22 protein-coding genes are annotated in these 22,708 nt (G+C 46.0%); 10 read left to right on the forward strand and 12 right to left on the reverse strand.

Translation table 11 applies throughout. From position 1 onward, the window contains the following. Positions 1-364 (forward strand): zinc ribbon domain-containing protein (locus tag JGK22_RS27405; RefSeq protein WP_293314191.1); only part of this gene is annotated, 364 nt, incomplete at its 5' end. 422 nt (positions 365-786) lie between these two features. Continuing rightward, positions 787-1,641: a universal stress protein gene (locus JGK22_RS27410; protein ID WP_293183883.1), complete on the forward strand. Its 855-nt coding sequence runs from the start codon at positions 787-789 to the stop codon at positions 1,639-1,641. 98 nt (positions 1,642-1,739) lie between these two features. Here JGK22_RS27410 and psbM read toward each other — a convergent pair whose 3' ends face one another. From psbM to JGK22_RS27460, 10 genes are all read right to left on the reverse strand, one after another. Beyond that, positions 1,740-1,853, reverse strand: coding sequence for a photosystem II reaction center protein PsbM (gene psbM, locus JGK22_RS27415; protein ID WP_193970859.1), 114 nt, complete (start codon positions 1,851-1,853; stop codon positions 1,740-1,742). 246 nt (positions 1,854-2,099) lie between these two features. Beyond that, complete coding sequence (locus tag JGK22_RS27420) at positions 2,100-2,396, reverse strand: 2Fe-2S iron-sulfur cluster-binding protein (protein ID WP_293151570.1); 297 nt, start codon at positions 2,394-2,396, stop codon at positions 2,100-2,102. Positions 2,397-2,791: 395 nt separating this feature from the next. Beyond that, the gene (locus JGK22_RS27425; protein WP_293314193.1) at positions 2,792-4,693 is read right to left on the reverse strand and encodes a TolC family protein; all 1,902 of its coding nucleotides are present in this window, start codon (positions 4,691-4,693) and stop codon (positions 2,792-2,794) included. Positions 4,694-4,833: 140 nt separating this feature from the next. Then, positions 4,834-6,312 (reverse strand): DUF512 domain-containing protein, encoded by a 1,479-nt coding sequence (locus tag JGK22_RS27430; protein WP_293183891.1) that lies wholly within the window; start codon positions 6,310-6,312, stop codon positions 4,834-4,836. A 363-nt stretch (positions 6,313-6,675) separates the two neighbouring features. Next, complete coding sequence (locus JGK22_RS27435) at positions 6,676-7,044, reverse strand: clan AA aspartic protease (protein WP_293183893.1); 369 nt, start codon at positions 7,042-7,044, stop codon at positions 6,676-6,678. Continuing rightward, positions 7,041-7,316, reverse strand: a complete 276-nt coding sequence (locus tag JGK22_RS27440) for a hypothetical protein (RefSeq protein WP_293183895.1) — start codon at positions 7,314-7,316, stop codon at positions 7,041-7,043. Before JGK22_RS27440 ends, JGK22_RS27435 begins: the two co-directional genes overlap by 4 nt. A 122-nt stretch (positions 7,317-7,438) precedes the next feature. Beyond that, positions 7,439-7,774 carry a hypothetical protein gene (locus JGK22_RS27445; protein ID WP_293183897.1) on the reverse strand — a complete coding sequence of 112 codons (336 nt, stop codon included), beginning with the start codon at positions 7,772-7,774 and terminating at the stop codon, positions 7,439-7,441. A gap of 45 nt (positions 7,775-7,819) precedes the next feature. Continuing rightward, positions 7,820-8,188, reverse strand: a complete 369-nt coding sequence (locus tag JGK22_RS27450; RefSeq protein ID WP_293183899.1) for a type II toxin-antitoxin system RelE/ParE family toxin — start codon at positions 8,186-8,188, stop codon at positions 7,820-7,822. Continuing rightward, on the reverse strand, positions 8,181-8,423 hold the full coding sequence (locus JGK22_RS27455; protein WP_293183901.1) for a hypothetical protein: 243 nt from the start codon (positions 8,421-8,423) through the stop codon (positions 8,181-8,183). The genes JGK22_RS27450 and JGK22_RS27455 overlap by 8 nt, the downstream gene beginning before the upstream one ends. Positions 8,424-8,450: 27 nt before the next feature. Further along, entirely contained in the window at positions 8,451-11,009 is a 2,559-nt protein-coding gene (locus JGK22_RS27460) for a sigma 54-interacting transcriptional regulator (protein ID WP_293314195.1), read from the reverse strand. A gap of 432 nt (positions 11,010-11,441) precedes the next feature. On the opposite strand from JGK22_RS27460, the gene JGK22_RS27465 reads away from it, so the two are divergent. Further along, a complete protein-coding gene (locus JGK22_RS27465; protein ID WP_293190608.1) occupies positions 11,442-12,041 on the forward strand; it encodes a sulfite oxidase-like oxidoreductase in 600 nt (199 codons plus the stop codon). A gap of 761 nt (positions 12,042-12,802) precedes the next feature. Continuing rightward, complete coding sequence (locus JGK22_RS27470; RefSeq protein ID WP_293183908.1) at positions 12,803-13,486, forward strand: PEP-CTERM sorting domain-containing protein; 684 nt, start codon at positions 12,803-12,805, stop codon at positions 13,484-13,486. Positions 13,487-14,413: 927 nt separating this feature from the next. Here the strand turns inward: JGK22_RS27470 and JGK22_RS27475 are convergent. After that, positions 14,414-15,211 carry a mechanosensitive ion channel domain-containing protein gene (locus JGK22_RS27475; RefSeq protein ID WP_293183911.1) on the reverse strand — a complete coding sequence of 266 codons (798 nt, stop codon included), beginning with the start codon at positions 15,209-15,211 and terminating at the stop codon, positions 14,414-14,416. Positions 15,212-15,363: 152 nt separating this feature from the next. Here JGK22_RS27475 and JGK22_RS27480 point away from each other — a divergent pair, with 152 nt between their 5' ends. From JGK22_RS27480 to JGK22_RS27495, 4 genes are all read left to right on the forward strand, one after another. Continuing rightward, positions 15,364-15,975: a VTT domain-containing protein gene (locus JGK22_RS27480; RefSeq protein ID WP_293277355.1), complete on the forward strand. Its 612-nt coding sequence runs from the start codon at positions 15,364-15,366 to the stop codon at positions 15,973-15,975. A gap of 135 nt (positions 15,976-16,110) precedes the next feature. After that, positions 16,111-17,388: an adenosylhomocysteinase gene (gene ahcY, locus JGK22_RS27485; RefSeq protein ID WP_293242746.1), complete on the forward strand. Its 1,278-nt coding sequence runs from the start codon at positions 16,111-16,113 to the stop codon at positions 17,386-17,388. A 300-nt stretch (positions 17,389-17,688) separates the two neighbouring features. After that, entirely contained in the window at positions 17,689-18,303 is a 615-nt protein-coding gene (locus tag JGK22_RS27490; RefSeq protein ID WP_293183920.1) for a DedA family protein, read from the forward strand. 160 nt (positions 18,304-18,463) lie between these two features. Beyond that, a complete protein-coding gene (locus tag JGK22_RS27495) occupies positions 18,464-19,888 on the forward strand; it encodes an NADP-dependent isocitrate dehydrogenase (RefSeq protein WP_293242752.1) in 1,425 nt (474 codons plus the stop codon). A 225-nt stretch (positions 19,889-20,113) separates the two neighbouring features. Here the strand turns inward: JGK22_RS27495 and JGK22_RS27500 are convergent, their stop codons facing one another. Next, positions 20,114-20,728 (reverse strand): glutathione S-transferase N-terminal domain-containing protein, encoded by a 615-nt coding sequence (locus tag JGK22_RS27500; RefSeq protein ID WP_293242755.1) that lies wholly within the window; start codon positions 20,726-20,728, stop codon positions 20,114-20,116. A gap of 163 nt (positions 20,729-20,891) precedes the next feature. Between JGK22_RS27500 and JGK22_RS27505 the strand changes: the two genes are divergently transcribed. Continuing rightward, entirely contained in the window at positions 20,892-21,278 is a 387-nt protein-coding gene (locus JGK22_RS27505) for a DUF2358 domain-containing protein (protein ID WP_293314197.1), read from the forward strand. 247 nt (positions 21,279-21,525) lie between these two features. Beyond that, the gene (locus JGK22_RS27510; protein WP_293183930.1) at positions 21,526-22,707 is read left to right on the forward strand and encodes an RtcB family protein; all 1,182 of its coding nucleotides are present in this window, start codon (positions 21,526-21,528) and stop codon (positions 22,705-22,707) included. Position 22,708 lies beyond the last annotated feature (1 nt).

A 22,708-nucleotide genomic window follows, 5' to 3' on the forward strand; every position in this document is an offset into this window, starting at 1 on the left:
GAAACAGTCAATCAATATTGGTCAAAAAAACAATCAAGCCTTTACCAATATTCCCCATGCCAAGCTGATTAGTTTGTTGACCTATAAAGCACAATTGGTAGGGATTGTTGTTACATTAACTGAGGAAAGTTACACATCGAAAGCGAGTGCTTTAGATGGTGATAATTTGCCGATTTATAACAAAAAGACAGAGATAAAGCCTGTTTTTAGTGGTAAACGCGTTCAGCGTGGTTTATATAGAGCCTCCACTGGCAAAACAATCAATGCTGATACTAATGGCAGCATAAATATAGCGAGAAAAGTAATTCCCGACTTCATGAAGGGAATAGAGGGATTGCCGTTTATTTTGACTACTTTTGGGTAGCTTTGTCCAGGTTTTTACGAGCGGTAGACTCGCACCAAATATTCAAACCAGCCCTCCGAGTCCATCATCCCCGACCGCTTTTGAATAGCGCCAGCCGCTGCAAGTTCTGGTTGAGTTCGATCGTTCTCTAACACGTTACAAATTGTTCCAAAACGCTACATTTCTACAAATCATAAAGCAAACTTCAGGCTTATGCTTAACATTAACCCACTAGAGTAATACCAATTTTTTATGAAGCTGCATAGAATCCGATCCCCCCTAGCCCCCCTTAATAAGGGGGGGACAAGATTCCGCTCAAAGTCCCCCTTCTTAAGGGGGATTTAGGGGGATCAAGATATGTGCAACTTCACATTAAATTGGTATAACAACGCCCTAGTAAGAGCGCCCCACAACAAAACTCAACTGTTTTCACACCAAAAACCATGATAGAAAAAATTTTAGTAGCCGTCGCCGGTCGCGGCTTGTGCGAAGAGATGTTTAATATGTTGATGGACATCCCTTCCTTGCAACAAAGCTCTGTCACCGTTTTGCACGTCGTGCCGCAGCAAGTAACTTCCGATGGCATGGCCGACAAGTTGGAAGAAGGAGGGAAGATTTTAGCACAAGCAGTGCAGTCTTTGAAAATAGATCCCAGCAAAGTCAATCCGCGGCTGAAACAGGGAGACCCGAAAACCACAGTTTGCCAAGTCGCAGAAGAAGAACAATCCGACTTAGTGATTATGGGTTCGCGGGGATTTGGACGGCTGCAATCGATTTTGGAAAACTCAGTCAGTCAGTACGTTTTCCAGCTAACATCGAGACCGATGTTGTTAGTAAAAGACGACATCTACGTCAAAAAAATTAGGCGCGTCATGGTGGCGCTCGACAAGTCAGAATCTGCCAAACAGTCATTGCAGCTTGCGCTATCTTTGGTTAAAGAAGTGAGTGGCGGGCAGATAATTCTAGTACACGTCACCAAAGATTTGACGGGAAAATACACCGAAGATGTGACAGCAAATGCTGAAAAAGACCCCGTATTGGCTGAGGGAGTAGCACTGGCGAAACAAATGGGAGTTAGCTACCGTTGCGTGAGTGCTACAGGTAAGCCCGGTGAAGCAATTTGTCAGATTGCAGAGGAAGTGAATGCAGATTTGTTGGTCATCGGTTCCCCGGATCGGCGGCCAAACGTTGCTAAAAATTTCCTGGATCTCGATCGACTCCTAGGAAATTCCCTATCAGATTACGTGCGAGTCTACGCCAACTGTCCCGTCTTGCTAGCCCGGACGATCGTCAGCTAAACTCTCAATACTAATAGTTAACAAAAAAGCGCCCCAGCAAAAAACTGTTGGCGCTTTTTTTACAACTAGCTTTCACCAGAAATAAATAGCAGCAGTTGCTACTCTTTTCCGCCTTGACGGCTAGCGGTTTGAATGTACAGAATGATTAGAAAAACACTGGGAACCAATACAAACAGAATGGTTGCCACAAACCCTAAATCGTTAACTTCCATGAAGACCCCCGCCTGTATCGGAAAATAGGAAAATACACACCACTAGGATATCACTCAAAGGCAAAAGGGAAACTGGAATGGAGCAGAAGGTAGCACCAGACAGTTGAATAGGTAAAAAATCCACATTCAAAATCCAAGAATTTTTATTTCCTAATGCCCCATGCCCCATGCCCCATGCCCCATGCCCCATGCCCCATGCCCCATGCCCCATCCCCCATCCCTCCGCTTCACTTCGCCCACCGGCAGTTAAGGCTTAGTCTTGACGCTCACCGGGCCGTTGACCATAGTTTGACAAGCCAACCGATAGTTTTCGGGCTTTTTCTTGAGCTTGCGGTTCTCAAAGTCAGTGCGTGGCGACAGATTTTCACTACCCTCAACAATTTCCACAATGCAGGTGCCACATTGACCGATGCCCCCGCAATTCATCATCTTTCCCGAAAACGTGTATAAGTCGATGCGGTTTTCTAGAGCTTTGAATCTCAAATTGGCTCCGTCTGCTGCGATGACTTCCTGATTTTCCTTCACAAACTTGATATTAGCCATTGCCGATCCTTTAACGCAGTTGACATAGAACTCTATTACAAAATATTAAGTGAAGTGTCGGATATTTAACAAATGTCTAATTGCCTTTTTTGATTCAAGGACACGTGGCCTAGCTATCCCGACAAGGAATAGCCCCAACCCAACTCAACCCAACCCATTTTAGATTTTAGATTTTAGATTTTAGAATTGGGAATGAGTGATGAGTGGGATTGACTGATGCAGATCGTGGCTTGGAGTTGAGGTACAGTGGGCTTTTTTTACCAGAAAGAATTGGTTGAAAGCCGGAACCCTTGTCGGGAGAAATTAAAATCAGACTATTCATTCTTCCAATCCTCTTCCTTCAAGTTACAGGTCGAGGTCGCTGTCAACTGTCAACTGTCAACTGTCAACTGATATCAAGGAGCATCCGAGAGGTTATTAGTGGGAAGATTGCTCACAGCGCGCTGGAGAGACGATAGCCCCAGGTTGTAGTTGACAATTGCCGACAATCGGTTTCTCTCAGCCCTAGTCAAATCTGTTTCCGCCTGAATCACATCAGTCTGAGTGCCTACGCCAGCTTGAAACCGGAGTCTGGCCAGACGCAAAGCTTCCCTCGACTGCAAAACTCCGGCTTCAGAAGTTTCGATATTCTCAAAACTCGACTCCAAACCAAAATAAGCTTGTTCAACTTCTCGGCGCACCTGGTTGCGGATTTGGTCAAATCGACTTTCGGCGATCGAGATATCGGCATCCCGCTGTTTCACCCTCGCCTTCACCGCGCCCCCGTCGAAGAAATTCCAAGTCAAATTGGCTTGTACCGCATACCCACTCGCCCAGCCGCGAGTTGAAAACGGTCTTGTATCGTCAGTAGTTAGCCCTTGAAAGTTGTAGGAACCAGTGACATTAACTTGAGGTAGCCCCCCCGCCCGAATCGATCGCCTTTGTTGCTGGCTGATATTCCTCTGTACTAACTGCTGTTCCAACTCAGGGCGATTCTTAAAAGCCTGCACGATACTCTCTTCCAAAGACAGCCTCCAGGAGCCAGCTTGCTCCACCGGGTCAGCCGCCGTCAAGTTCGCCGACTGACTGATATTCAAAATCTCAGCCAGCCGCCGCTGGGCCACCCGCTGATCGCGACGAGCCACGGACAGTTGCTGCACTTCGTTGGCCACATTTGACTGAGCCTGCAACACAGCAAAGCGGGTTCCCACCCCGGCGCGTTCCAAAGCTTCCGCATCCCGCAAACTTTGCTGGGCATTTCTCACCGAAGCTTGGCGGATAGCAACTTGTCCGTCGGAGTTTTGCAGGTTGTAGTAAGCCTCAGAAGTGTCGAAGCGGAGTTGCTCGGCTTGGCGTTCCAAATCCAGTTCCCGAAAGCGCAACTGTTCCCTAGCCGCGCGGATATTAGCGTTGCGGCGGCCGAAAATGTCTAGATCGTAGCTCAACTGTAAAGTGTTGTTGAGACCGATGGTGCCGAAATTTTGAAACTCGGGAGAATTGGTCGGAAGTTGGCGGCTGACGGGTAAATTTGCATTCTGGCGAAGTCGAGTCTGCACTCCAATCTGTCCGCTGGCGCTGACTTGGCGGGTTGCGGCCATTTGAAAAGTCAGATCTGGAAATAAAGCAGCCTGCTGTTCGCGCACGCCCGATCGATTTTGTTCGACTTGTTTCTGGGCGATTTGCAAAACTTGACTGTTGCGGCGGGCCAGATCGATCGCCTGCTGCAAAGTAATTGACTGAATTTCCTCGATTCTGACATCCTCGGGCTTTGTCGGAAACTGTAGCGGATTCGGGTTGGGTGCTAGGGAAGCCGGGGGCTTGGTGTCTAAAATGCCCTTCGGGGTCAGAGGCGGGAAAGTTTCATTCGGAGTGCCGCGGGGAACTGGTGCTGGTAAATTCGGCACCGGAACATTGTTGGGGTTGCTCGGGACAGGTTTCTGCCGATTGTTTGCCGGTGCTGGTTTTGGAGACTGCGCCAAATACTCCTGCTGCTGGGTTGATGGGGCAGCCGGAGCAGCCTGTTGGGGCTTTGATGCTTGGTCTGACTCGGTTGGGAGAGTTGCTGCCGTAGCTTCCCCAGGTTCCTGAGACTCCGAGGTTGGTGGGTTTTGGGCGATCGACTGTTGTGGATCTTCTGATGTTGGTTCTGAGGATGTGTTGGAGGTCGATCGAATATTCTGCGCTAATTCGATCGGATTGCTAAGGGGGGAACCGTCCTGAGATTGAGCCGGAGGCTGTGCTGAAGCACTCTGTCCGGCGTTGCTGAAAGTAATTGCAGCGCCCACTCCGACCACCACGATTTGACGAAAAACACGCATAATTTTTTAATTACTTTGCAATTCTAGAGACAATTTTAGAGCAAGATTGAGGTCTCAAGTTTCTAGTTTGGTTCCTGAACTCGACAGTTGCAAGTCACAATTACCGTACTTGTCTTGCTTGTAAAGGCTTGATTCAAAATTTACAATTGAACTTCAGCAGTTGCCAGACCGATCGCCCCCGAGATTAGTTCCTCTACGCCACTTACCGGCAAAATCCGGGTTTTCAGCGATTTTTCGAGCTGTTCTACGGTCATGTCGTCAAGAAAACGAGGTTCCCCCTGTTTTAGCATAACCGAGGGCAGGAGGATACCATCTCCCAAGTCTTTTCCCTGCAAAGCTTCGAGTAAATCTTGCCCGGTGAGCAAACCCGTAACAGTGATAGTTTGTCCCCAGTAGCGGCTGGACAGTGCCACCATGTTGACAGACAAGCCGGGAATTTGGTTTAGTTGTTGTGCGATCGGCAAAAAAGCCTTTTCAACAGCATTTCCCACCACCCAAACCAACCGGCGCGGCCCAATAACTGGCAGCGGTTGCAGCTTAGCAAAAGCCGTTTCAAACTGCCCAATAAACTGCCGAATCGAACCCACACCGTTACCAATTTGGGGATAATCTTCATAATCCGCCGCCGACGGCAAATCCAAACCCGCGATTAAAAACCACTCATCAGCCAGCCAAATACAGCGCGATTTTGAATTTCCCCTTACCACAGGGAAGTTTAAATCTTCTAAATCTTCTAACTCTTCTCCCCCCCTTAGTAAGGGGGGGCTGGGGGGGGTGAATTTTGAACTTTTTTTATTAGCCTTTTTACCGCCTTTCCCTTGACTCAAAACCGCTTGAATTTTCTGCACTTGCGCGATAACTTCCCGCGCTTTTTCCGCAGTTACAGCAATCAATTCATCTTCAGCAGGACGAAAGCGAGTCAAACCCACCGGCACCACAGCCACCGACGCTACAGCCGGGATATTTCCAGTATGAAACTTTGCCAAATCCAACAAAGTGCGTTCCAAATGTTCGCCATCATTAATCCCCGGACAAACCACAACTTGAGCGTGAATTTGCAAGCGGCGCTCTTGAAACCATTTAACTTGTTCTAAAATCTTCCCAGCCCGAAAATTTTTCAACAAGCGAATTCGCACATCCGGTTCCGTAGCGTGCACGGAAACATAAAGAGGAGAAAGTCGCATTTGTTCGATTCGGTTCCATTCTTTTTCAGTCAGATTGGTGAGAGTCAGATAGCTGCCATAAAGAAAGCTGAGGCGGTAGTCATCATCCTTGAGATATAAAGTTTCGCGCTTTCCCGGAGGCTGCTGGTCGATAAAGCAAAAAGGACAGCGGTTGTTGCACTGAATTAATCCGTCGAAGAGGGCGGTTTCAAATTCCACACCCAAGTCTTCGTCATACTCTTTTTCTATTTCCAACTTGTGAGTTTTGCCTTTAGCATCTAAAACTTCTAGTTCCAGAAATTCATCGGCGCACAGGAATTGATAGTCGATCAAGTCGCGGGGTTTTTGGCCGTTGATGGCGACGATGGAGTCTCCGGCATCAAATCCCATTTCCGCGCAGATGCTGTCGGGGATAACTTTGGTAATTAGGGCTGGTCTGGTTGATAATTCGCTCATAAGTTCGCGATGATTTTTTATATTTAATAAATTATTTTTGACAATTTTTGGGAGATTAGGACTTACGCACGGGTGGCGATCGACAACCTGGTTTTTATCCAAATACTTGCTTGAGGCCCTCTATCTCGGTTGAGAACCCGGTTTCTTTGTTTGGAGTGGGTCGATAACTATAGCGGTTCTCAGAAAGATGAGGTATGTTGTTGGGCTTGGGCCCTCTTAGTTGAACTGGTTATACAAGCTGTCAGTCATACCTCATCTTTTTGAGAAAGGCTATATATATTTGAATGTGTAAATATTATTATCACAATTAGCGTCCTTTGTCAACTTTGTTGCCCAGCATCGAGCGTAGTAATTTGTTAGACTTTATATTTTTTTGAGAGTTACGATACCGCTGTCTACAATCTGAATTGTTAGCTCGTAGCCATCCATCAATGACATACCAATAAGTGGATCTGAATCAGCTTCATCAATTGGTATAGTAACTGGCTGACTATCCCAGAGAATAGTTGCTTCATAGATATCAAATATACTCTCACTGCCGTCAGCTAGTATTGCCCGTCCTCGTCTCTGCCAAGGCAATCCTAAAATAACAACCAAATCTGGTGGTAGAGATAGCCAGCCATTAAAACCCGTATCTACAACAGCATCTCGCTCGTATAGTTCACCGTTATTGCTGTAGATGGATATGCGAAGAATTGGTTCATAATCGCCGTTAACTACTCCTGTAATCATTTGGCTTTTTGGATGCGACCGGCACCAAAACGACGCACATAGGTTGAACCAACGCGCACGATCCATATCTGAGCAGTGGGGTACTTTGTTCGGAGTCGGCTACAGGCAACTATCTCGTTACTATCGATCTCCCATGCAGATGTCTCAATATCGATCGCCACAATTTTACCTTTGTTACTCGGCTCAACTTGCGATCGCACTATGCGATCGTATATCTCATCGCCAAGTCGTGCAAACTCTTGCTTGCTATAACGGGGTTTCAGAATAGTCATCGCAGTTCTCTGTGGTTGTCAACTTAATTATACACTTTTAACTTTCAGACGATGTTTACATTTACCAAATCAACTGAATTAGCTTTAATATAATGCTTAATGTTGGGCAACAGCATAAAGCATTATATTTTTTCCATACACTGCCCTGCAATTTGCACGCGAAAAGTTATTCCCGATCGCATTGGCTGCCATCCGAGTTGCATCGCTTGCCGTATCCATTGTGCTACATCAGAGGGTGTTACTGGTATTACTTTGTTGGATCGAAGACAATCTTGAGGGTGAGGTCGATCGGTAATAATAACTAATACCGAACCAGAATTTTCAGCGTGTTCGACAGCAACATGAAGCTTTCCGCAACCGTAGTCTGCTTGCATATTACTAGCTTGTCTGCGGATGAGCCAGATGAAAGGCTCCCCGTCAACAAGGATTTTTCTTGTTCCTTTTTTCGGTATTGACATAGTTTGCTTCAAGCTGGCTTACTTGCGTGATTAAAACGAAAAAACTCAAGCATCTGTTTCTTCAGGAGTTGTGCTGAACCCTTTGATAATTTGACGAATCTCCTCTATCTCAATGTCTTCGCGCTCTGATTTTGAGTAAATGTCCAGTAAAACAATCAGCGTGGTTGATGAAATCCAGTAAATTAGGCGATAACCACCACTCTTACCTTTTTGAGTATCGCTGTTTCTAATCCGCACCTTCATAACTGGGAAGCCAATGTCAGGGATTCTATCTCCCAGAAATTCTCCAACTTGTAATTGTTCAAGCACAGGTTGAATATTGGTTGGAATTTGGCGGTATTTCTTGGCGAGGTTTTTCAGTTTTCGCTGAAATTCAGGTGTGAGACGAATCTCAACAAGGGGAGAATTAGTCAACGTCGATTCCCTCCCACAGTTGAGAAAGGGGTAAGGTTTGTCCGGTTATTGCTTGCTCCCAAGATTGGCGAAAGCTGAGACGTGAAAAATCTGTATCTTCCTCTGTTGTTGCAGCTTGAGTTTCCAGAGAATGGGTGCGTTGAATAATATCGGATAGTGTTTTAAGTAGTTCAAGTTGTTCTGTCAATGACAGTGACTGAGCAAGATCGATCGCTTGTTGAAGTTGTGAAGTCATAGTAAATCCTCCTTGTTTTATTTTACATTAATTTCCCACGATCGCATACCACAAACTCACCATCAAACACAAACTCGCTAAATGCTGCGGCATCAAAGATTTAATCGATCGCTTGGCAATTTTCTGAGTCACAAATATCGTCACCAACAATGACACAATTAAAGTTAGACCTTGCAAGAAACTAATCACCGCCGGATCTCCCACAAAACTCGGCAAATCATCTCTAATTTGTCCGAAAGTCGCAAAAGCTACGGGAATCACTCGCCCGCCTTCCTGCAAACCCAATCGCCAATAGTGAGCCAAACTACCGCCCCAAACTAGAGGTAGATATCCGTAGGCGAGACAGACAAATGAAAGGGGTTTAGTAATTTTAAATGGGAGAGTTTCTGCTTTTCCCAATCGATAAATTGCTTGCATGACTGCATAGGCAAATAACGGAATCATCGGCGGAATAATTAACACCGCGATTGACATTCCTAAATGTGGTAAAAATTGTTCTAAATTGATGCCCAGCCCCAACAAAATATTTATCTCCGGCAAGCGGTGGATATAAATTCCGCCTAATAATAGAAATAATAGTGCAACTTCATAACCGTGGGGAACGTGGGTAGTCCACAATTCAATTCCGGGAGGGCGCAGATTTAATTCTACCGATCGATGCGGACAAGCTTTTAAGCAAGTCATGCACAACACGCAATCTTTATTATCGGTTAATTGCGCGGGATGGGAATAAACCGGACATCCATTAGTAGTTAATCCTTCCCCAAAACCTTCGCCTCCTTTATAGCAATGGTAGGTGCTGCATTCCGCCGCGCAGGTTCCTTGTTGGGCGCGCAGTTCGATAATTGAGAGTTTAGCAAATAATCCATTCATGCCGCCGATCGGGCATAAATAACGGCACCAAAACCGCCTCTCGAATATCAGCGAAAAAATTACCGCGCCCGCCGTAATTAGCAATAACAAACAACTGGATAAATAGGCGGTATTTTCTAAATTCCACAACTCTTCCCACAGAAATATCAAAGTAAACATTCCGAATAGAAACCAGCCGCCCCATTTTTCAGCTAATTGGCGCGGCCATTTATTGAGAGTTCGCGGAAAAATTTTCAGCGAGAGCTTTTGGACGATTTCTCCATAAATCATAAAGGGGCAAAAAGCACACCACAATCGCCCGAGGATAGGGAATAATAATAAAATTAACGGCCACCACCAAGCCCAAAAGATATTTAGGGCAAAATTATGCTGTCGATCTTGGGGAGCAACAAACAGGATAGTTACCACTAATGCAAATACCCAAGTGGTAAACCAATAATTTACGCGATCGGGATACCAATCGCTCCGTAAAAATTGCCGAAATTTGGGATATATCTTGAATAAATTGAGTCGAAATTTTTGTTGCTTCGCCGCCTGCGCCCAAAACACTTCTTCTGTTAATACCTGACTTCCCTGTGCTTGAACTAAAGCGCGATCGACCATCCCCTGCAATTCCTGCAAGTTCCCTGGAAAATCGTAGGCTTGCAAGCGGCGAATTGCTTCGGGCGTGACTTGGGGCTTGACTAATTTCTTTTGGCGACAAAAGATGTTGAGATAATAGTTGACTTGTGCTTCTAAATCTTCTTTACGCACCCGCAATGACGGTACTTTAATCTTGTGTTGCGTCAGCTTATCTAGCTGGGGTTGGACGATTTCTGAGATTAAAATTATTCGAGCATTGCTAGAACGCGGTTGCGGCGGTATTTGTCCTTCTCTGACAACTGGGGTATAGGTTCCCTGGGTTAATAGTTGCTGAATTTGGGGGCTTAATTGAGCGGGTAATTCTTGAACGTCATTTAAAATTAACGTCCCTTCTCCCAACCATTCTAACAACCCTGGCTTACCGCCCAAACGCCCGAATATTTCTGCTCCATTGCTCTGAAGCAAGGCACTTTTGATCTGAATAATTGGTTCGCTGCGACGACTTGAACCGAAATGAATTAAAGCAGCTAAATTATCTTTTTCTAAACCAGGTTCGCCAGAGATTAACACCGATCGCTCGTCACTCGATGCAGCCCGAATTTGTTGGCGCAATTTTACCGCATAACGGCTATTCCCAATTACTCCCCGTTTCGCCTGCGGTACTAGATAGCTACGAAGGGCATTTTGACGCTCTCTTTCGTAGGCGATTTCTGCTTCTAGCTGCTCTAATTTCGCGGCCAAGCGTTGAGCGTAGGCTTCGGTGATGCGTGGATATCTTTCGAGCAAACTGCGCCAGCGATCGGCACTAATGACCCAAAATTGACATTCTGTACGAGTAATAATGCGACTATCCGCAGCTTGCGATCGCTGGAGTGCCGATAAATTGACGATCGCCCCCGGTAACAAACTACTCCCCCACATTAAACCCGGTTGTTTGCGGCGGTAGCGATCGGCTTGTCCTCTTTCTAGGATGTAGAGATTGGTGACTGGTGCATCTTCGATTACCACTCGAAATCCCGGGGGAAAAGTTGAGATTTCCATTTCAAGCGCGATCGCCTGTAAGATATCGCGGGATAATATACCTAATTCGGTGTTCTCTTCGAGCCAGTTAACTAATGTTTCGGTAGACATCGCTTAGCGCCGGCGAAAGCCGAATCGTGGTAGTTGGTGTAGGATATATCATTGTGCTACATCAATATTAAATGCTGGAACTAGCCTTTTGAGTTTGAGTGTGGTGTGAATTTTCTCTCTTTAGCATAGCCGATCGACACTCCCAGTTCTAATATATTTTTTCTACGCATCCTCGGGCAATCTGCACGTGAAAACGTTTCCCCAGTCGCTGAGGTTGCCATCCTAAAACGATCTCGCAAACTCCACTTGCGGCAGCAATATTTTAATAATTCGCCAATGTTCATCAGCATCATTTCGGTGGCGAAAACGGGAAAAAATCAAGCGTTGCAATTTCGGTCAAAGTCGGTAAATCATCCACCGGTAAAGCTGTTGTTTGTAGTTGTCTCTAAGTTATACTGAGGATTGCAGTCATTTACTGTAGAGTTTGAATAAATGCAGGGCAAATTTTTTCGCAAGCCAGAATCAGATAACAGCGATCGCGTCCCCCCGGGTCAATACCTCGCCAACGGCTTTCCCGTTCTGACTTACGGCGATACACCCTCCGTCAGCATTGAGACTTGGGAATTTAAAGTCTGGGGATTGGCAAAACCAAAAACCTTCACTTGGTCTGACTTCCAGGCCATGCCCCAAAGTAACTTTACTGCGGATTTTCACTGCGTCACCCGCTGGTCAAAACTAGACGTGCAGTGGACAGGAGTCAAAGTCACGGATTTTATGAACAGCATAGAAGTCGATCCTAAAGCCCTCCACGTCCTGGAACACTGCTACGGCGACTATACTACTAATATTGCGATCGCCGACTTCCTCCGAGAAGAAAACTTTTTCGCCCACACCGTCTTCGGCGAACCGCTATCCCCCGATCACGGCGGCCCGATGCGGTTGGTAGTTCCGCACCTCTACGCCTGGAAAAGCGCGAAATGGATTAACGGCCTGGAGTTTACAGAAACCGAACAACTCGGTTTTTGGGAACGCAACGGCTACCACCGCAGGGGCGAACCTTGGGCTGAGGAACGCTACAGCGGTCTTTTTTGATGCGATCTGACGATCTATCGCGAATAGGGCTTGCCAAGCGCATCTATATATGGTATTTTCTGATGGAAATCTGCTTTTTGGCAATTTTCAAAGCAGAAAGCCCCTCTCGATCGCATCTTTGGGATCCATCACGGTGCGGGCTCTGTGTTGTTCAACCACAAGACCTAAACCAAACGATCGCACTTTGTAAGTAATTTACCCGAGCGATCGACTACTTTAATTCCCATACGCGAGTTGGAAACAACAAATATTCCTAGTTTCTGGATTAATAGAAAACTTTTATAACTGTTAGATTCCCAGACAGTGACCCTGCCCAAAAACAGGTACCGTCCCACGTGCACGAGCGTCAGGGTACAAGCCAAAATTTTCTACCCGAGTTCAATCTCCCAGATTCAATCGTGCAACTAAATCTAAAATCTAAAATCTAAAATAGACTGACAGTGTTTGTACCTAAGTGTTGGCTGTTAAAGATTTAGACTTGGAAGAAAATTAAAAATTAGGATAAACTCACCGAAATCTATGTTGGGGGTTAGCGCTCGCATGACCGCGAGTGCAAGGTTTATAGCCCTAATTTTTATAATTTTTGGTGTGTATTTTTAGGGAGCGATCGCCCGCTTACCGATTGGCTCGACAGCATTTATAAAGGTATTGTAAAGGCTTGATAAAGAGTTGGTCAAAATTCACATAAAGTGAAAAAAACAAACACAAACTATCAGATAATGAAATTATTAATTAATTATTGCAACACAAGGAATCAGGTCATGAATACCAAACTCTTATCCGCCCTAACAGCTACCGCAGTCGCCACCGCTTTGTTAGGGGCAGGATCTCCAGCCCAAGCCTTCTCCTTTGGTACCAACGGTATCACCTTCGCCAACAATACAGATGTCAAGTTTAACTTCAAAGAGTCTCACGGTGGCTACACTTCCTCTTTGGGAATTTACAGCGTGGGCTCGGTGACATCTCTAGTTAGCACGCTGTTTTCGGAAACTAAATCCTCTGACAATGGCGACCAGAACGAATGGAAAGGATCTTTGGGCAATACAGTCTTGGGTTCGGGAACAGCAGTATTCACATTCCTGGCAAATCAAGTTTACACTTTGGGACTCAACAGCGGCGATGGCGGCACTGTCTACTCGACCTCGGCATTGAACGCTGGCACCCAACAAGCCGTGTTTGGCGGATCCTCGTTGTGGACAGCGCTCGGCAGAGAAACAACAAACGCTTTCCAAGCTGCTGGAAGCTATACAAATGGAACAGCTTCTCTGTCTAACGGAGGCACTCTGATCTCCTTTGACGATCGCGGTGGCGGTAACGACGCAGACTTCCAAGACTTCACCGTCAGCGCAGAAGCAGTTCCCGAACCGATTACCATGACTGGTTTGGCTCTCGGTTTGGGCGGCTTGGTTGCAGCCCGCCGCCGCCGCGCTAGCAAGACAGTTTGATAATTTTTTGAAACGGAACGATCTGTTCAATTACGTTTGACAAAAAAAGCATAAAATTTTCAGGCGCGCTGATGGGAAATCGGCTCGCCTTTTGCTTGAAGAAAGAAGTCATTAGTCAGTAGTCATCAGGAATAAGGAAGAAAGAAGAAGGAAAAGGGGCGTTGCTTAATCAGGGTATGAAAAAAATAAGTTAAAAATCCCCAAGCTTTGTCGATACTGGTTTCTATGACTGGCATATTTAGCCTTTCATACCGTTACCGTAAATCAGCAACGCCGGAAAAGGGAAGAGGATGTTTCGCAGGGAGAATCTCTGTTTTGCATTTGTAGTGCTGTCCCCACTCGCTTGCTTAGGATCGCAAATTAAATAACTTACAATTTTAATTGTTATTGTGGGATGGGCGTCCCGCCCGTCCAAAAAGCACGGGCGGGACGCCCATCCCACAAACTTGTGGAAGTTATTTAATTCTCATTCCTTATAAAACAATACGGTTGACTTAAGAACAATCTGACTTTCAAGAAATGCCTGTATTGCCTAGAAAATCCTGAGATGACATTCGTCAAAAAGCGTTAAGTCAACCGTATTGGCTTATAAAATACGCGAGCGGGGACAGCACTAGAATAAAAAATGCTTTTTGCAAAAATTGAGATGCTCCCATCTCCCCATCTCCCCCTTTCCCTCTCTCCCCCTCTCCCACTCTCCCACTCTGGCAGTAGCTTAGGAATGAGAATTAAATAACTTACAATCTTTATTATTCTTGTGGAATGGGCGTCCCGCCCGTCCTTTCTGGACGGGCGGGACGCCCATTCCACAAACTTGTGTAAATTATTTAATTTGCGATCCTTAATTATGCGTCGCTAGCTGAATTTGACGCAGAGTTGTTCGAGGAGCGTAAGTCATACAACTTTACCGGTACGGGTTGAGGAATTTTAATCTCCGCTCGATCGCACGCGGCTAGAATCGCCACCACAGCCCTGGTTTTTGTCCGTCGCACCTGTGAAAAGTTCCGGCAGCGTCCAATAACGGACAATCAGATGCAAAGAACCATCGTTAAGACCTGAAATATCTACTTCTGGGGTTGGTTGCGAAAAAACACCTTCGACTTCAGAAATAGCTTTGACCAAGGTTTCAATTGCCAAGGAAGGTTCGGTATCGTAGTCCAAAATTAAAGGCAAGTCAGTTCGCCTGTGCGGCATGGCTGTGAGTACCCGCACTGAATTGGTAAAGACGATCGCATTCGGCACAATCACTCGCTCTCCCTGATAAGTCATAATTTGAGTCGATCGCATCGAAATCTCTTCGACTGTACCTTCAAAGCCTTCTACAACTATCTGGTCGCCTAATTGAAACGGTTCGTGCAGCAGCATTAATATTCCCGCTAAAAAGTTTTTGAAGATGTCTTGGAAGGCAAAACTAACAGCTACTGAACCCAATCCTAACAAACCGATGATGTCTCCGGGACGCAAAGCCGGGAAAGCAATGACGCAGGCGATCGAACTGCCAGCCGCCCAAGTGAGGGCAAAGGCTATCTGCACCAAGAGCGATCGCAAGGATAAACTTTTGACAGTCTGTTGAGTAGCTGCCGAGACTGCGAGGCTAACAAACTTTGCTGCCGTGTTCGTCAGCACAATAACTACCACAGCCGCTGCTATTGAAGGCATTGCCTCGATCGCTTGACCCAGCAGATTTAACAAGCTAGTTTGGATTTGTTGAATTATGGCGCCCATTGTTAAATTTGAACTAAAAATTTTTAGGTAAATATATCGATCGCTGGCTAATTTATTATTTTGCCTGACCCTCGTTTATGCTATATTCAACAGACAATGATATCCGAGATGTCATATGTACTGCTGAGTTCATTCCCCGGAAAAACAGAAAGATGAATTTTGATTTGCAGCAACTGATTAAAACCTTCGGCTATTTGGGAATTTGGGCTATTGTGTTCGCAGAATCCGGATTGCTGTTCGGTTTTTTTCTGCCGGGAGACAGCTTGCTTTTTGCTGCGGGAATTGTGGCGTCGGGGCCAAACTCTATGAATATTTGGACGCTAATTTTTGGGTGTTTTGTCTGCGCGGTGGCTGGCGATAATGTCGGCTATGCAAGCGGACACCGTTGGGGCCGTCGCTTATTTAACAAGGAAGATTCGTGGCTGTTTAAGAAAGAATATTTAGATAAAACCGAAAACTTCTACGAAAAACACGCCCAAAAAGCAGTTGTACTGGCGAGATTTATGCCAATTGTCCGCACTTTTGCACCGATAGTGGCGGGAGTGGCGGCAATGAAATACAAAACTTTTATGTTTTACAACCTGATCGGCGGGTTTGTGTGGACGGTGGGGCTGACTCTACTCGGTTATTTTTTGGGAAAGATGATTCCTCCGGACAAAGTTGACCAATATTTACTGCCGATTGTTGGTGTAATAATTGTACTTTCTTTTGTGCCTTCAGTTATTCATATAATTCAAGAACGCCGCGCTAATAAAAAAGATTGATGGCGAGGAGTGCGAGACTGGTGTGTGTCAAAAAGGTCGATCGGGCACAATATCTATAAATCGGGGAACTTGCAGCGACCTAGGTTAATCTGGTACAACTAACAAAGTTGAATGATTTCTGAGAAATTACGTAAAATGGTTGCAACATCAGTTCAGATTAAACACGAAGTCAAAGACTTATCCCTCGCCCCGTTGGGCAAGCAACGTATCGAGTGGGCCGGCCGCGAAATGCCGGTATTGCGTCAAATTCAAGAACGCTTCGCTAAAGAAAAGCCCTTCGCAGGCATCCGTATTTCAGCTTGCTGCCATGTCACCACAGAAACAGCTCATTTGGCGATCGCGCTGAAAATGGGCGGTGCAGACGCTGTACTCATCGCTAGCAACCCCTTGAGCACCCAAGATGACGTAGCAGCTTGCCTAGTTGAAGACTACGGCATTTCCGTCTTCGCCCTGAGAGGAGAAGACGCGGCTACCTACGAACGTCACGTTAACACAGCCCTAGATCACCGTCCAAACATCATCATCGATGACGGCAGCGACGTGGTAGCAGCCCTGATCCAGCACCGCCCCAACCAAATTTCCGACTTGATCGGCACCACCGAAGAAACCACCACAGGCATCGTGCGCCTGCGCGCTATGTTGAAAGACGGTGTGCTGACTTTCCCCGCAATGAACGTCAACGACGCCGACACCAAGCACTTCTTCGACAACCGCTACGGTACCGGTCAATCTACTCTAGACGGCATTATCCGCGCTACCAATATTTTGTTAGCCGGTAAAAATATTGTAGTTGCAGGCTACGGTTGGTGCGGCAAAGGCACGGCACAACGGGCTCGCGGCATGGGCGCTAACGTAATTGTCACCGAAATCGATCCGATTCGGGCGATCGAAGCAGTGATGGACGGTTTCCGCGTGATGCCAATGGACGAAGCAGCCACCGTCGGAGACATTTTCATCACCGTCACCGGCAACAAACACGTCATTCGTGCCGAACATTTCGACACCATGAAAGACGGCGCAATGGTTTGCAATTCCGGTCACTTCGACATCGAAATTGACCTCAAATCCCTCGGTGCAAAAAGCACTGGCGTGAAGACAGTACGTTCTTTCACTCAAGAATACCGTCTCAATAATGGCAAGTCGATTATTGTCTTGGGCGAAGGCCGTTTGATCAACCTAGCCGCCGCCGAAGGACACCCTAGCGCCGTGATGGATATGAGCTTTGCCAACCAAGCTTTAGCCGCCGAACATCTTGTCACAAACAAAGGCAAACTAGAGCCAGGTATTCACTCAATCCCTGTGGAAGTTGACAGAGAAATCGCGCGTCTCAAATTGGAAGCAATGGGTATTTACATTGATACCTTGACTCCCGATCAAATTGAGTACACCAACTCCTGGACTTCGGGCACTTAATCATAGTATTGAGTTGTAGCGGCAATCCCATTGCTGGCAAGTTAATGTTAAACCGATAGTCTTTCTTGTTTGTGTCGAAGTCTAGATCCCCCCTAACCCCCCTTAATAAGGGGGGAACCGGAATCTTCTCAAAGTCCCCCTTCTTAAGGGGGATTTAGGGGGATCTAGACTCAGGTAAAAACGACATTTCTCAGGGCTTTCAGTCTTAAGTTGTCACCAATGGGCAGAGCCTAGGAACGAGCAAACTACTGACTAATGACTACTGACTACTGACTACCTATTACCAATTATTAAATCAAAATGGTTGAATGGATAACTAACACAATGCAGTCGATGGGCTATCTCGGCATTGCACTGTTGATGTTCTTAGAAAATTTGTTCCCGCCGATCCCCTCAGAATTGATCATGCCGCTGGCAGGATTCACCGCATCGAAGGGCGATATGGACTTAACCCTGGCGATCGCAGCAGGGACAATCGGCACCATTCTCGGAGCACTTCCCTGGTACTATGCCGGCAAATTATTGAGCGAAGAACGCTTGAGAAATTTAGCAGACAAATATGGCAAATGGATTACAGTATCCGGTGCAGATATTGACAAATCAAATAGATGGTTTAACAGACACGGCAACAAAGCCGTATTTTTGTGTCGCCTCGTACCGGGAGTTCGCACTCTGATTTCCCTGCCCGCCGGCATCAACAATATGGCTTTAATCCCGTTTTTAGTCTACTCAACAATCGGCACAATTTTGTGGGTGAGTTTCCTCACTTTTGCCGGATATAAATTAGGTGAAAATTATGCACTTGTAGATGATTACCTCGCTCCCGTTTCCAAAATAGTTGCCGTGACTATTGTCATCGGCTTTATTTTGTGGGTTGTGAAAAAGAATATGCAGAAGGAAAAATATCGCAAATAAAGACATCATCAAAAGAATCTGCGTTTATCTGCGTTCATCTGCTTTGCTGTGCGGTAAAAAATAAAGTCATCCAAATTTTTGGCAATTATTTAGAAAAATTTGAGGTTTAGACAGATAATCGTGGCAAAATAAGGAGAATTGCTATCCGCACTGTTAAGATATGTACGAAAAGATTGTAGCCCCCACAACTGGTTCTAAAATTACATTCAAAGACGGTTCGCCGATCGTCCCCAACGACCCAATTATCCCCTTCATACGCGGTGACGGTACGGGCGTAGACCTCTGGCCAGCATCCCAGAAAGTCATGGATACTGCCGTAGAAAAGGCTTACGGAGGCCAGCGGAAAATCAACTGGTTCAAGATTTACGTAGGCGACGAAGCCTGCGATGTCTACGGTACTTACCAGTATTTACCCCAAGATTCCCTAGATGCCATCAAAGAGTACGGCGTCGCCATCAAAGGCCCGCTGACAACCCCAGTAGGTGGCGGAATTCGATCGCTCAACGTAGCATTGCGCCAAATATTTGACCTCTACGCCTGCGTGCGGCCCTGCAAATATTACGATGGCACCCCATCGCTGCACAAAACTCCCGAACTGCTAGATGTAATTATTTACCGGGAAAATACAGAAGATATATACCTGGGAATTGAATGGAAACAAGGCAGCGAAATCGGTAACAAACTAATTGAATACCTCAACAATGAGTTAATTCCTGCAACGCCAGAACACGGCAAAAAACAAATACGCCTCGATTCTGCGATCGGCATTAAACCAATTAGCAAAAGTGGTTCTCAGCGTTTAGTGCGGCGGGCAATTACCCACGCTTTGCGGTTGCCAAAAGATAAGCAGCAAGTAACCTTGGTGCACAAAGGCAACATCATGAAATACACCGAAGGAGGTTTCCGAGATTGGGGTTACGAGTTGGCAACCACCGAATTTCGTGCTGATTGCGTAACAGAAAGAGAGTCCTGGATTCTCGGCAACAAAGAGCACAATTCCGAGATTAGCTTAGAAGAAAATGCCCGCCAAATAGATCCGGGCTACGATGCTTTGACTCCGGAAAAACAAGCAGTAATTTGTAAAGAAGTTGCCGATGTTCTGTCCGCAATTTGGGAAAGTCACGGTAGCGGGCAGTGGAAGGAAAAAATTATGGTCAATGACCGAATTGCTGACAGTATTTTCCAACAAATTCAAACTCGACCAGCCGAATATTCGATTTTGGCAACGATGAATTTAAACGGCGATTATTTGTCAGATGCTGCCGCAGCAATTGTCGGCGGATTGGGCATGGGCCCCGGTGCGAATATTGGTGATGAATGTGCTGTTTTTGAGGCGACTCACGGCACTGCACCTAAACACGCCGGTCTCGATCGAGTTAATCCCGGTTCCCTGATTTTGTCGGGAGTGATGATGTTAGAATATATGGGATGGCAGGAAGCGGCAGATTTGATTAAGAAGGGTTTGGGCGCGGCAATTTCTAACGGTGAAGTTACCTACGATTTGGCAAGGTTGATGGAGCCGCCTGTACCTGAGTTAAAGTGTTCGGAGTTTGCTGAAGCGATTATTAAGCACTTTGCTGATTAGGTTTGAGGGATTTTTTTGAACGGGCTAGAAGCCCGTTCCACAAAGAAAGAGTGAAGTTGATTGTGGGGTGGGCTTCTAGCCCGCCCAAAACCAGAATATTTGATTGTGGGGTGGGCTTCTAGCCCGCCCAAAACCAGAATATTTGATTGTGGGGTGGGCTTCTAGCCCGCCCAAAACCAGAATATTTGATTGTGGGGCGTTGCTCCTAGCCCGCTACAAAAAGTGCTATTTTTGTATAGCTGGAACAGCCATACCGCGCTCAACGGCGGGACGCTTCTGCAAGTTTTCTACCCAACGTTTGAGGTGGGGATGGTTGTCGAGGGTTAATCCTTGAAATTCGTAAATAGCCACCCACGGATAAGTCGCGATATCCGCGATCGAATAGTGGCCGCAAATGTATTCGTATTTTGCTAGTTGAGAATCTAATACTCCGTAGAGGCGCAAGGTTTCTTTTTCGTAGCGTTGAATTGCATAGGGAATTTGTTCGGGTGCAAAACGTCTGAAGTGGTTTAGTTGTCCGAACATTGGCCCGACGCTGGCCATTTGAAACATCAGCCACTCCATGACTTGAAAGTATTTGTGTTTGTCTGTGGGCAGAAATTGGCCTGCTTTTTCGGCTAGATAGATCAGGATGGCGCCTGACTCGAAGACTGTAATGCTGTTATCGCGATCGACTATAGCGGGTATTTTGCTGTTGGGGTTGATGGCGATGAATTCCGGGCTAAATTGGTCGTTTTTGCTGATGTCTATGACGTGCACGTTGTAGGGTAAACCTATTTCTTCGAGCATGATCGAGACTTTGCGGCCGTTCGGTGTGGTAAAAGTGTAGAGGTCGATCATAATTGACAGTTGATAGTTGACAGTTGACAGTTGAGGACAAGGTTTTTAAGACTGGAATTTATACCCTGTTCTAAAAACTTGGGGAATCCTGGGAACCCGGATGGGAAACCCTATTTTTTGGTATGATTATATTATAGTGATTTAAGGCGTATGATTAATAATAATGAATATTCTGGAAATTCTTAAAGATGACTACCGCAGATTTCCTGAAAATCAGACTTACAGCATTTATGCAAAAGATGTTTATTTTGAAGACCCAGTAAATCGATTTACTGGAGTCGATCGCTACCGAAAAATGATCGGGTTTATGGGAACTTTTTTTCAACAGATTAAACTCGACTTGCACGATATTTCTCAGTCTGGAGATACTGTACAAACTCGCTGGACTCTGAGTTGGATCGCGCCGCTACCTTGGAAACCGAAAATGGCGATCGCGGGTAGAAGCGAACTGAAGGTTAACGGCGACGGTTTAATCGTTTCCCACATCGATTACTGGAACTGTTCGCGGTTGGATGTGCTGAAACAACTGGTATTTGCGATCGACAAATAACCGCCTGTAAGTAGCCTGTAGGGTGTGCACTGCGAGCGGGTTGAGCTTGTAGGGCGCTCTTTTGGAGGACTGAAGTCCTCACTACAAACTTTCTGCCTGCGATCGGGGTTTTTAACGGATATTCGAGGTTTGAAGTAAGTTTTTTGGTTGAAAACCGCGTTTTGGGCGATCGGGCTATTGACCTTAGCCGATATTTGTGCTACAAATATACTACACAGTAGATCGAGTTAAATATATTTAAACAAAAATGCCCTACGAAAAATTAGAAATATCCACCCCAAAACCAGTATTATCCTGGGCAAATCACGCCCTGGGCGACAAAGAGACCAAGATGGCAACCAATGTAGCATCTTTGCCCTTTGTATTCAAACACGTCGCATTAATGCCCGACGTACATTTAGGAAAAGGAGCTTTAGTCGGTTCAGTAATTGCCACAAAAGAAGCAATTATTCCGGCTGCTGTGGGCGTGGATATTGGTTGCGGGATGATGGCCGTAAAAATGCCATTCAGCGCCAACAAATTAGAAGGCAAACTCAAACAAATTCGCCTCGATATCGAAGCAGCAATTCCCGTCGGATTTGCAGAAAACAAAGAAGTCGAAAAATCTGTCACCAACTGGCAAAGATGGGGCGATTTCAAGGAACTGCATCAAGGAGTCCAGCACCAAGATAATAAAGCTTTAAAACAGTTAGGTTCCCTCGGCGGCGGCAATCATTTTATTGAGGTTTGCGTTGACACCGAAAACTCGGTTTGGCTGATGCTGCACTCTGGTTCGCGCGGTATCGGCAATCTGCTAGCCCAACACCACATCGACACTGCCAAAGACTTAGCTAAACTCGCAGAAATTAGTTTGGCTGACAAAGATTTAGCTTATTTTGTAGCGGGTACGCCGGAGTTTGCTGCTTATTGGCACGATTTGCAGTGGGCGCAGGATTATGCGAGTTTTAATCGCGATATCATGATGAATCGGTTTAAGAAAATTGTGGAAAAGCATCTCGCGGGTGGCAAAGTTACGAAGCCGCTGTTGCAGGTGAATTGCCACCACAATTATGCGGAAAAAGAGGTGCATTTTGGTGAAGATGTGTATGTGACTCGCAAGGGTGCTGTGCGCGCGCAAGTTGACGATTTGGGGATTATTCCTGGTTCGATGGGGGCGAAATCTTTTATTGTTAAAGGTAAGGGAAATGTTGAAAGTTACTGTAGTTGCAGTCACGGTGCGGGGCGATTGATGTCTCGCAGTAAGGCGAAGAATGTATTCACTCTCGATGATTTTGTGCGGCAAACTGATGGGGTTGAGTGTCGAAAAAATGAGGAATTTTTAGATGAAATTCCGGGGGCTTATAAGCCGATTGAGGAGGTGATGAGTCAGCAGTCGGATTTGGTGGAAGTTGTGGCGACTCTGAAGCAGGTGGTTTGCGTCAAGGGTTGAT

Origin of the sequence: Microcoleus sp. PH2017_08_TRC_O_A (assembly GCF_020738665.1) — a bacterium.
Taxonomy (GTDB): Bacteria; Cyanobacteriota; Cyanobacteriia; order Cyanobacteriales; family Microcoleaceae; genus Microcoleus.

Bases quoted from the DNA above. Each gene is read 5' to 3' on its own strand.
- JGK22_RS27410 (WP_293183883.1), top strand. From the start codon at position 787: ATGATAGAAAAAATTTTAGTAGCCGTCGCCGGTCGCGGCTTGTGCGAA.
- psbM (WP_193970859.1), bottom strand. From the start codon at position 1,853: ATGGAAGTTAACGATTTAGGGTTTGTGGCAACCATTCTGTTTGTATTG.
- JGK22_RS27420 (WP_293151570.1), bottom strand. From the start codon at position 2,396: ATGGCTAATATCAAGTTTGTGAAGGAAAATCAGGAAGTCATCGCAGCA.
- JGK22_RS27425 (WP_293314193.1), bottom strand. From the start codon at position 4,693: ATGCGTGTTTTTCGTCAAATCGTGGTGGTCGGAGTGGGCGCTGCAATT.
- JGK22_RS27430 (WP_293183891.1), bottom strand. From the start codon at position 6,312: ATGAGCGAATTATCAACCAGACCAGCCCTAATTACCAAAGTTATCCCC.
- JGK22_RS27435 (WP_293183893.1), bottom strand. From the start codon at position 7,044: ATGATTACAGGAGTAGTTAACGGCGATTATGAACCAATTCTTCGCATA.
- JGK22_RS27440 (WP_293183895.1), bottom strand. From the start codon at position 7,316: ATGACTATTCTGAAACCCCGTTATAGCAAGCAAGAGTTTGCACGACTT.
- JGK22_RS27445 (WP_293183897.1), bottom strand. From the start codon at position 7,774: ATGTCAATACCGAAAAAAGGAACAAGAAAAATCCTTGTTGACGGGGAG.
- JGK22_RS27455 (WP_293183901.1), bottom strand. From the start codon at position 8,423: ATGACTTCACAACTTCAACAAGCGATCGATCTTGCTCAGTCACTGTCA.
- JGK22_RS27460 (WP_293314195.1), bottom strand. From the start codon at position 11,009: ATGTCTACCGAAACATTAGTTAACTGGCTCGAAGAGAACACCGAATTA.
- JGK22_RS27465 (WP_293190608.1), top strand. From the start codon at position 11,442: ATGCAGGGCAAATTTTTTCGCAAGCCAGAATCAGATAACAGCGATCGC.
- JGK22_RS27470 (WP_293183908.1), top strand. From the start codon at position 12,803: ATGAATACCAAACTCTTATCCGCCCTAACAGCTACCGCAGTCGCCACC.
- JGK22_RS27475 (WP_293183911.1), bottom strand. From the start codon at position 15,211: ATGGGCGCCATAATTCAACAAATCCAAACTAGCTTGTTAAATCTGCTG.
- JGK22_RS27480 (WP_293277355.1), top strand. From the start codon at position 15,364: ATGAATTTTGATTTGCAGCAACTGATTAAAACCTTCGGCTATTTGGGA.
- ahcY (WP_293242746.1), top strand. From the start codon at position 16,111: ATGGTTGCAACATCAGTTCAGATTAAACACGAAGTCAAAGACTTATCC.
- JGK22_RS27490 (WP_293183920.1), top strand. From the start codon at position 17,689: ATGGTTGAATGGATAACTAACACAATGCAGTCGATGGGCTATCTCGGC.
- JGK22_RS27495 (WP_293242752.1), top strand. From the start codon at position 18,464: ATGTACGAAAAGATTGTAGCCCCCACAACTGGTTCTAAAATTACATTC.
- JGK22_RS27500 (WP_293242755.1), bottom strand. From the start codon at position 20,728: ATGATCGACCTCTACACTTTTACCACACCGAACGGCCGCAAAGTCTCG.
- JGK22_RS27505 (WP_293314197.1), top strand. From the start codon at position 20,892: ATGAATATTCTGGAAATTCTTAAAGATGACTACCGCAGATTTCCTGAA.
- JGK22_RS27510 (WP_293183930.1), top strand. From the start codon at position 21,526: ATGCCCTACGAAAAATTAGAAATATCCACCCCAAAACCAGTATTATCC.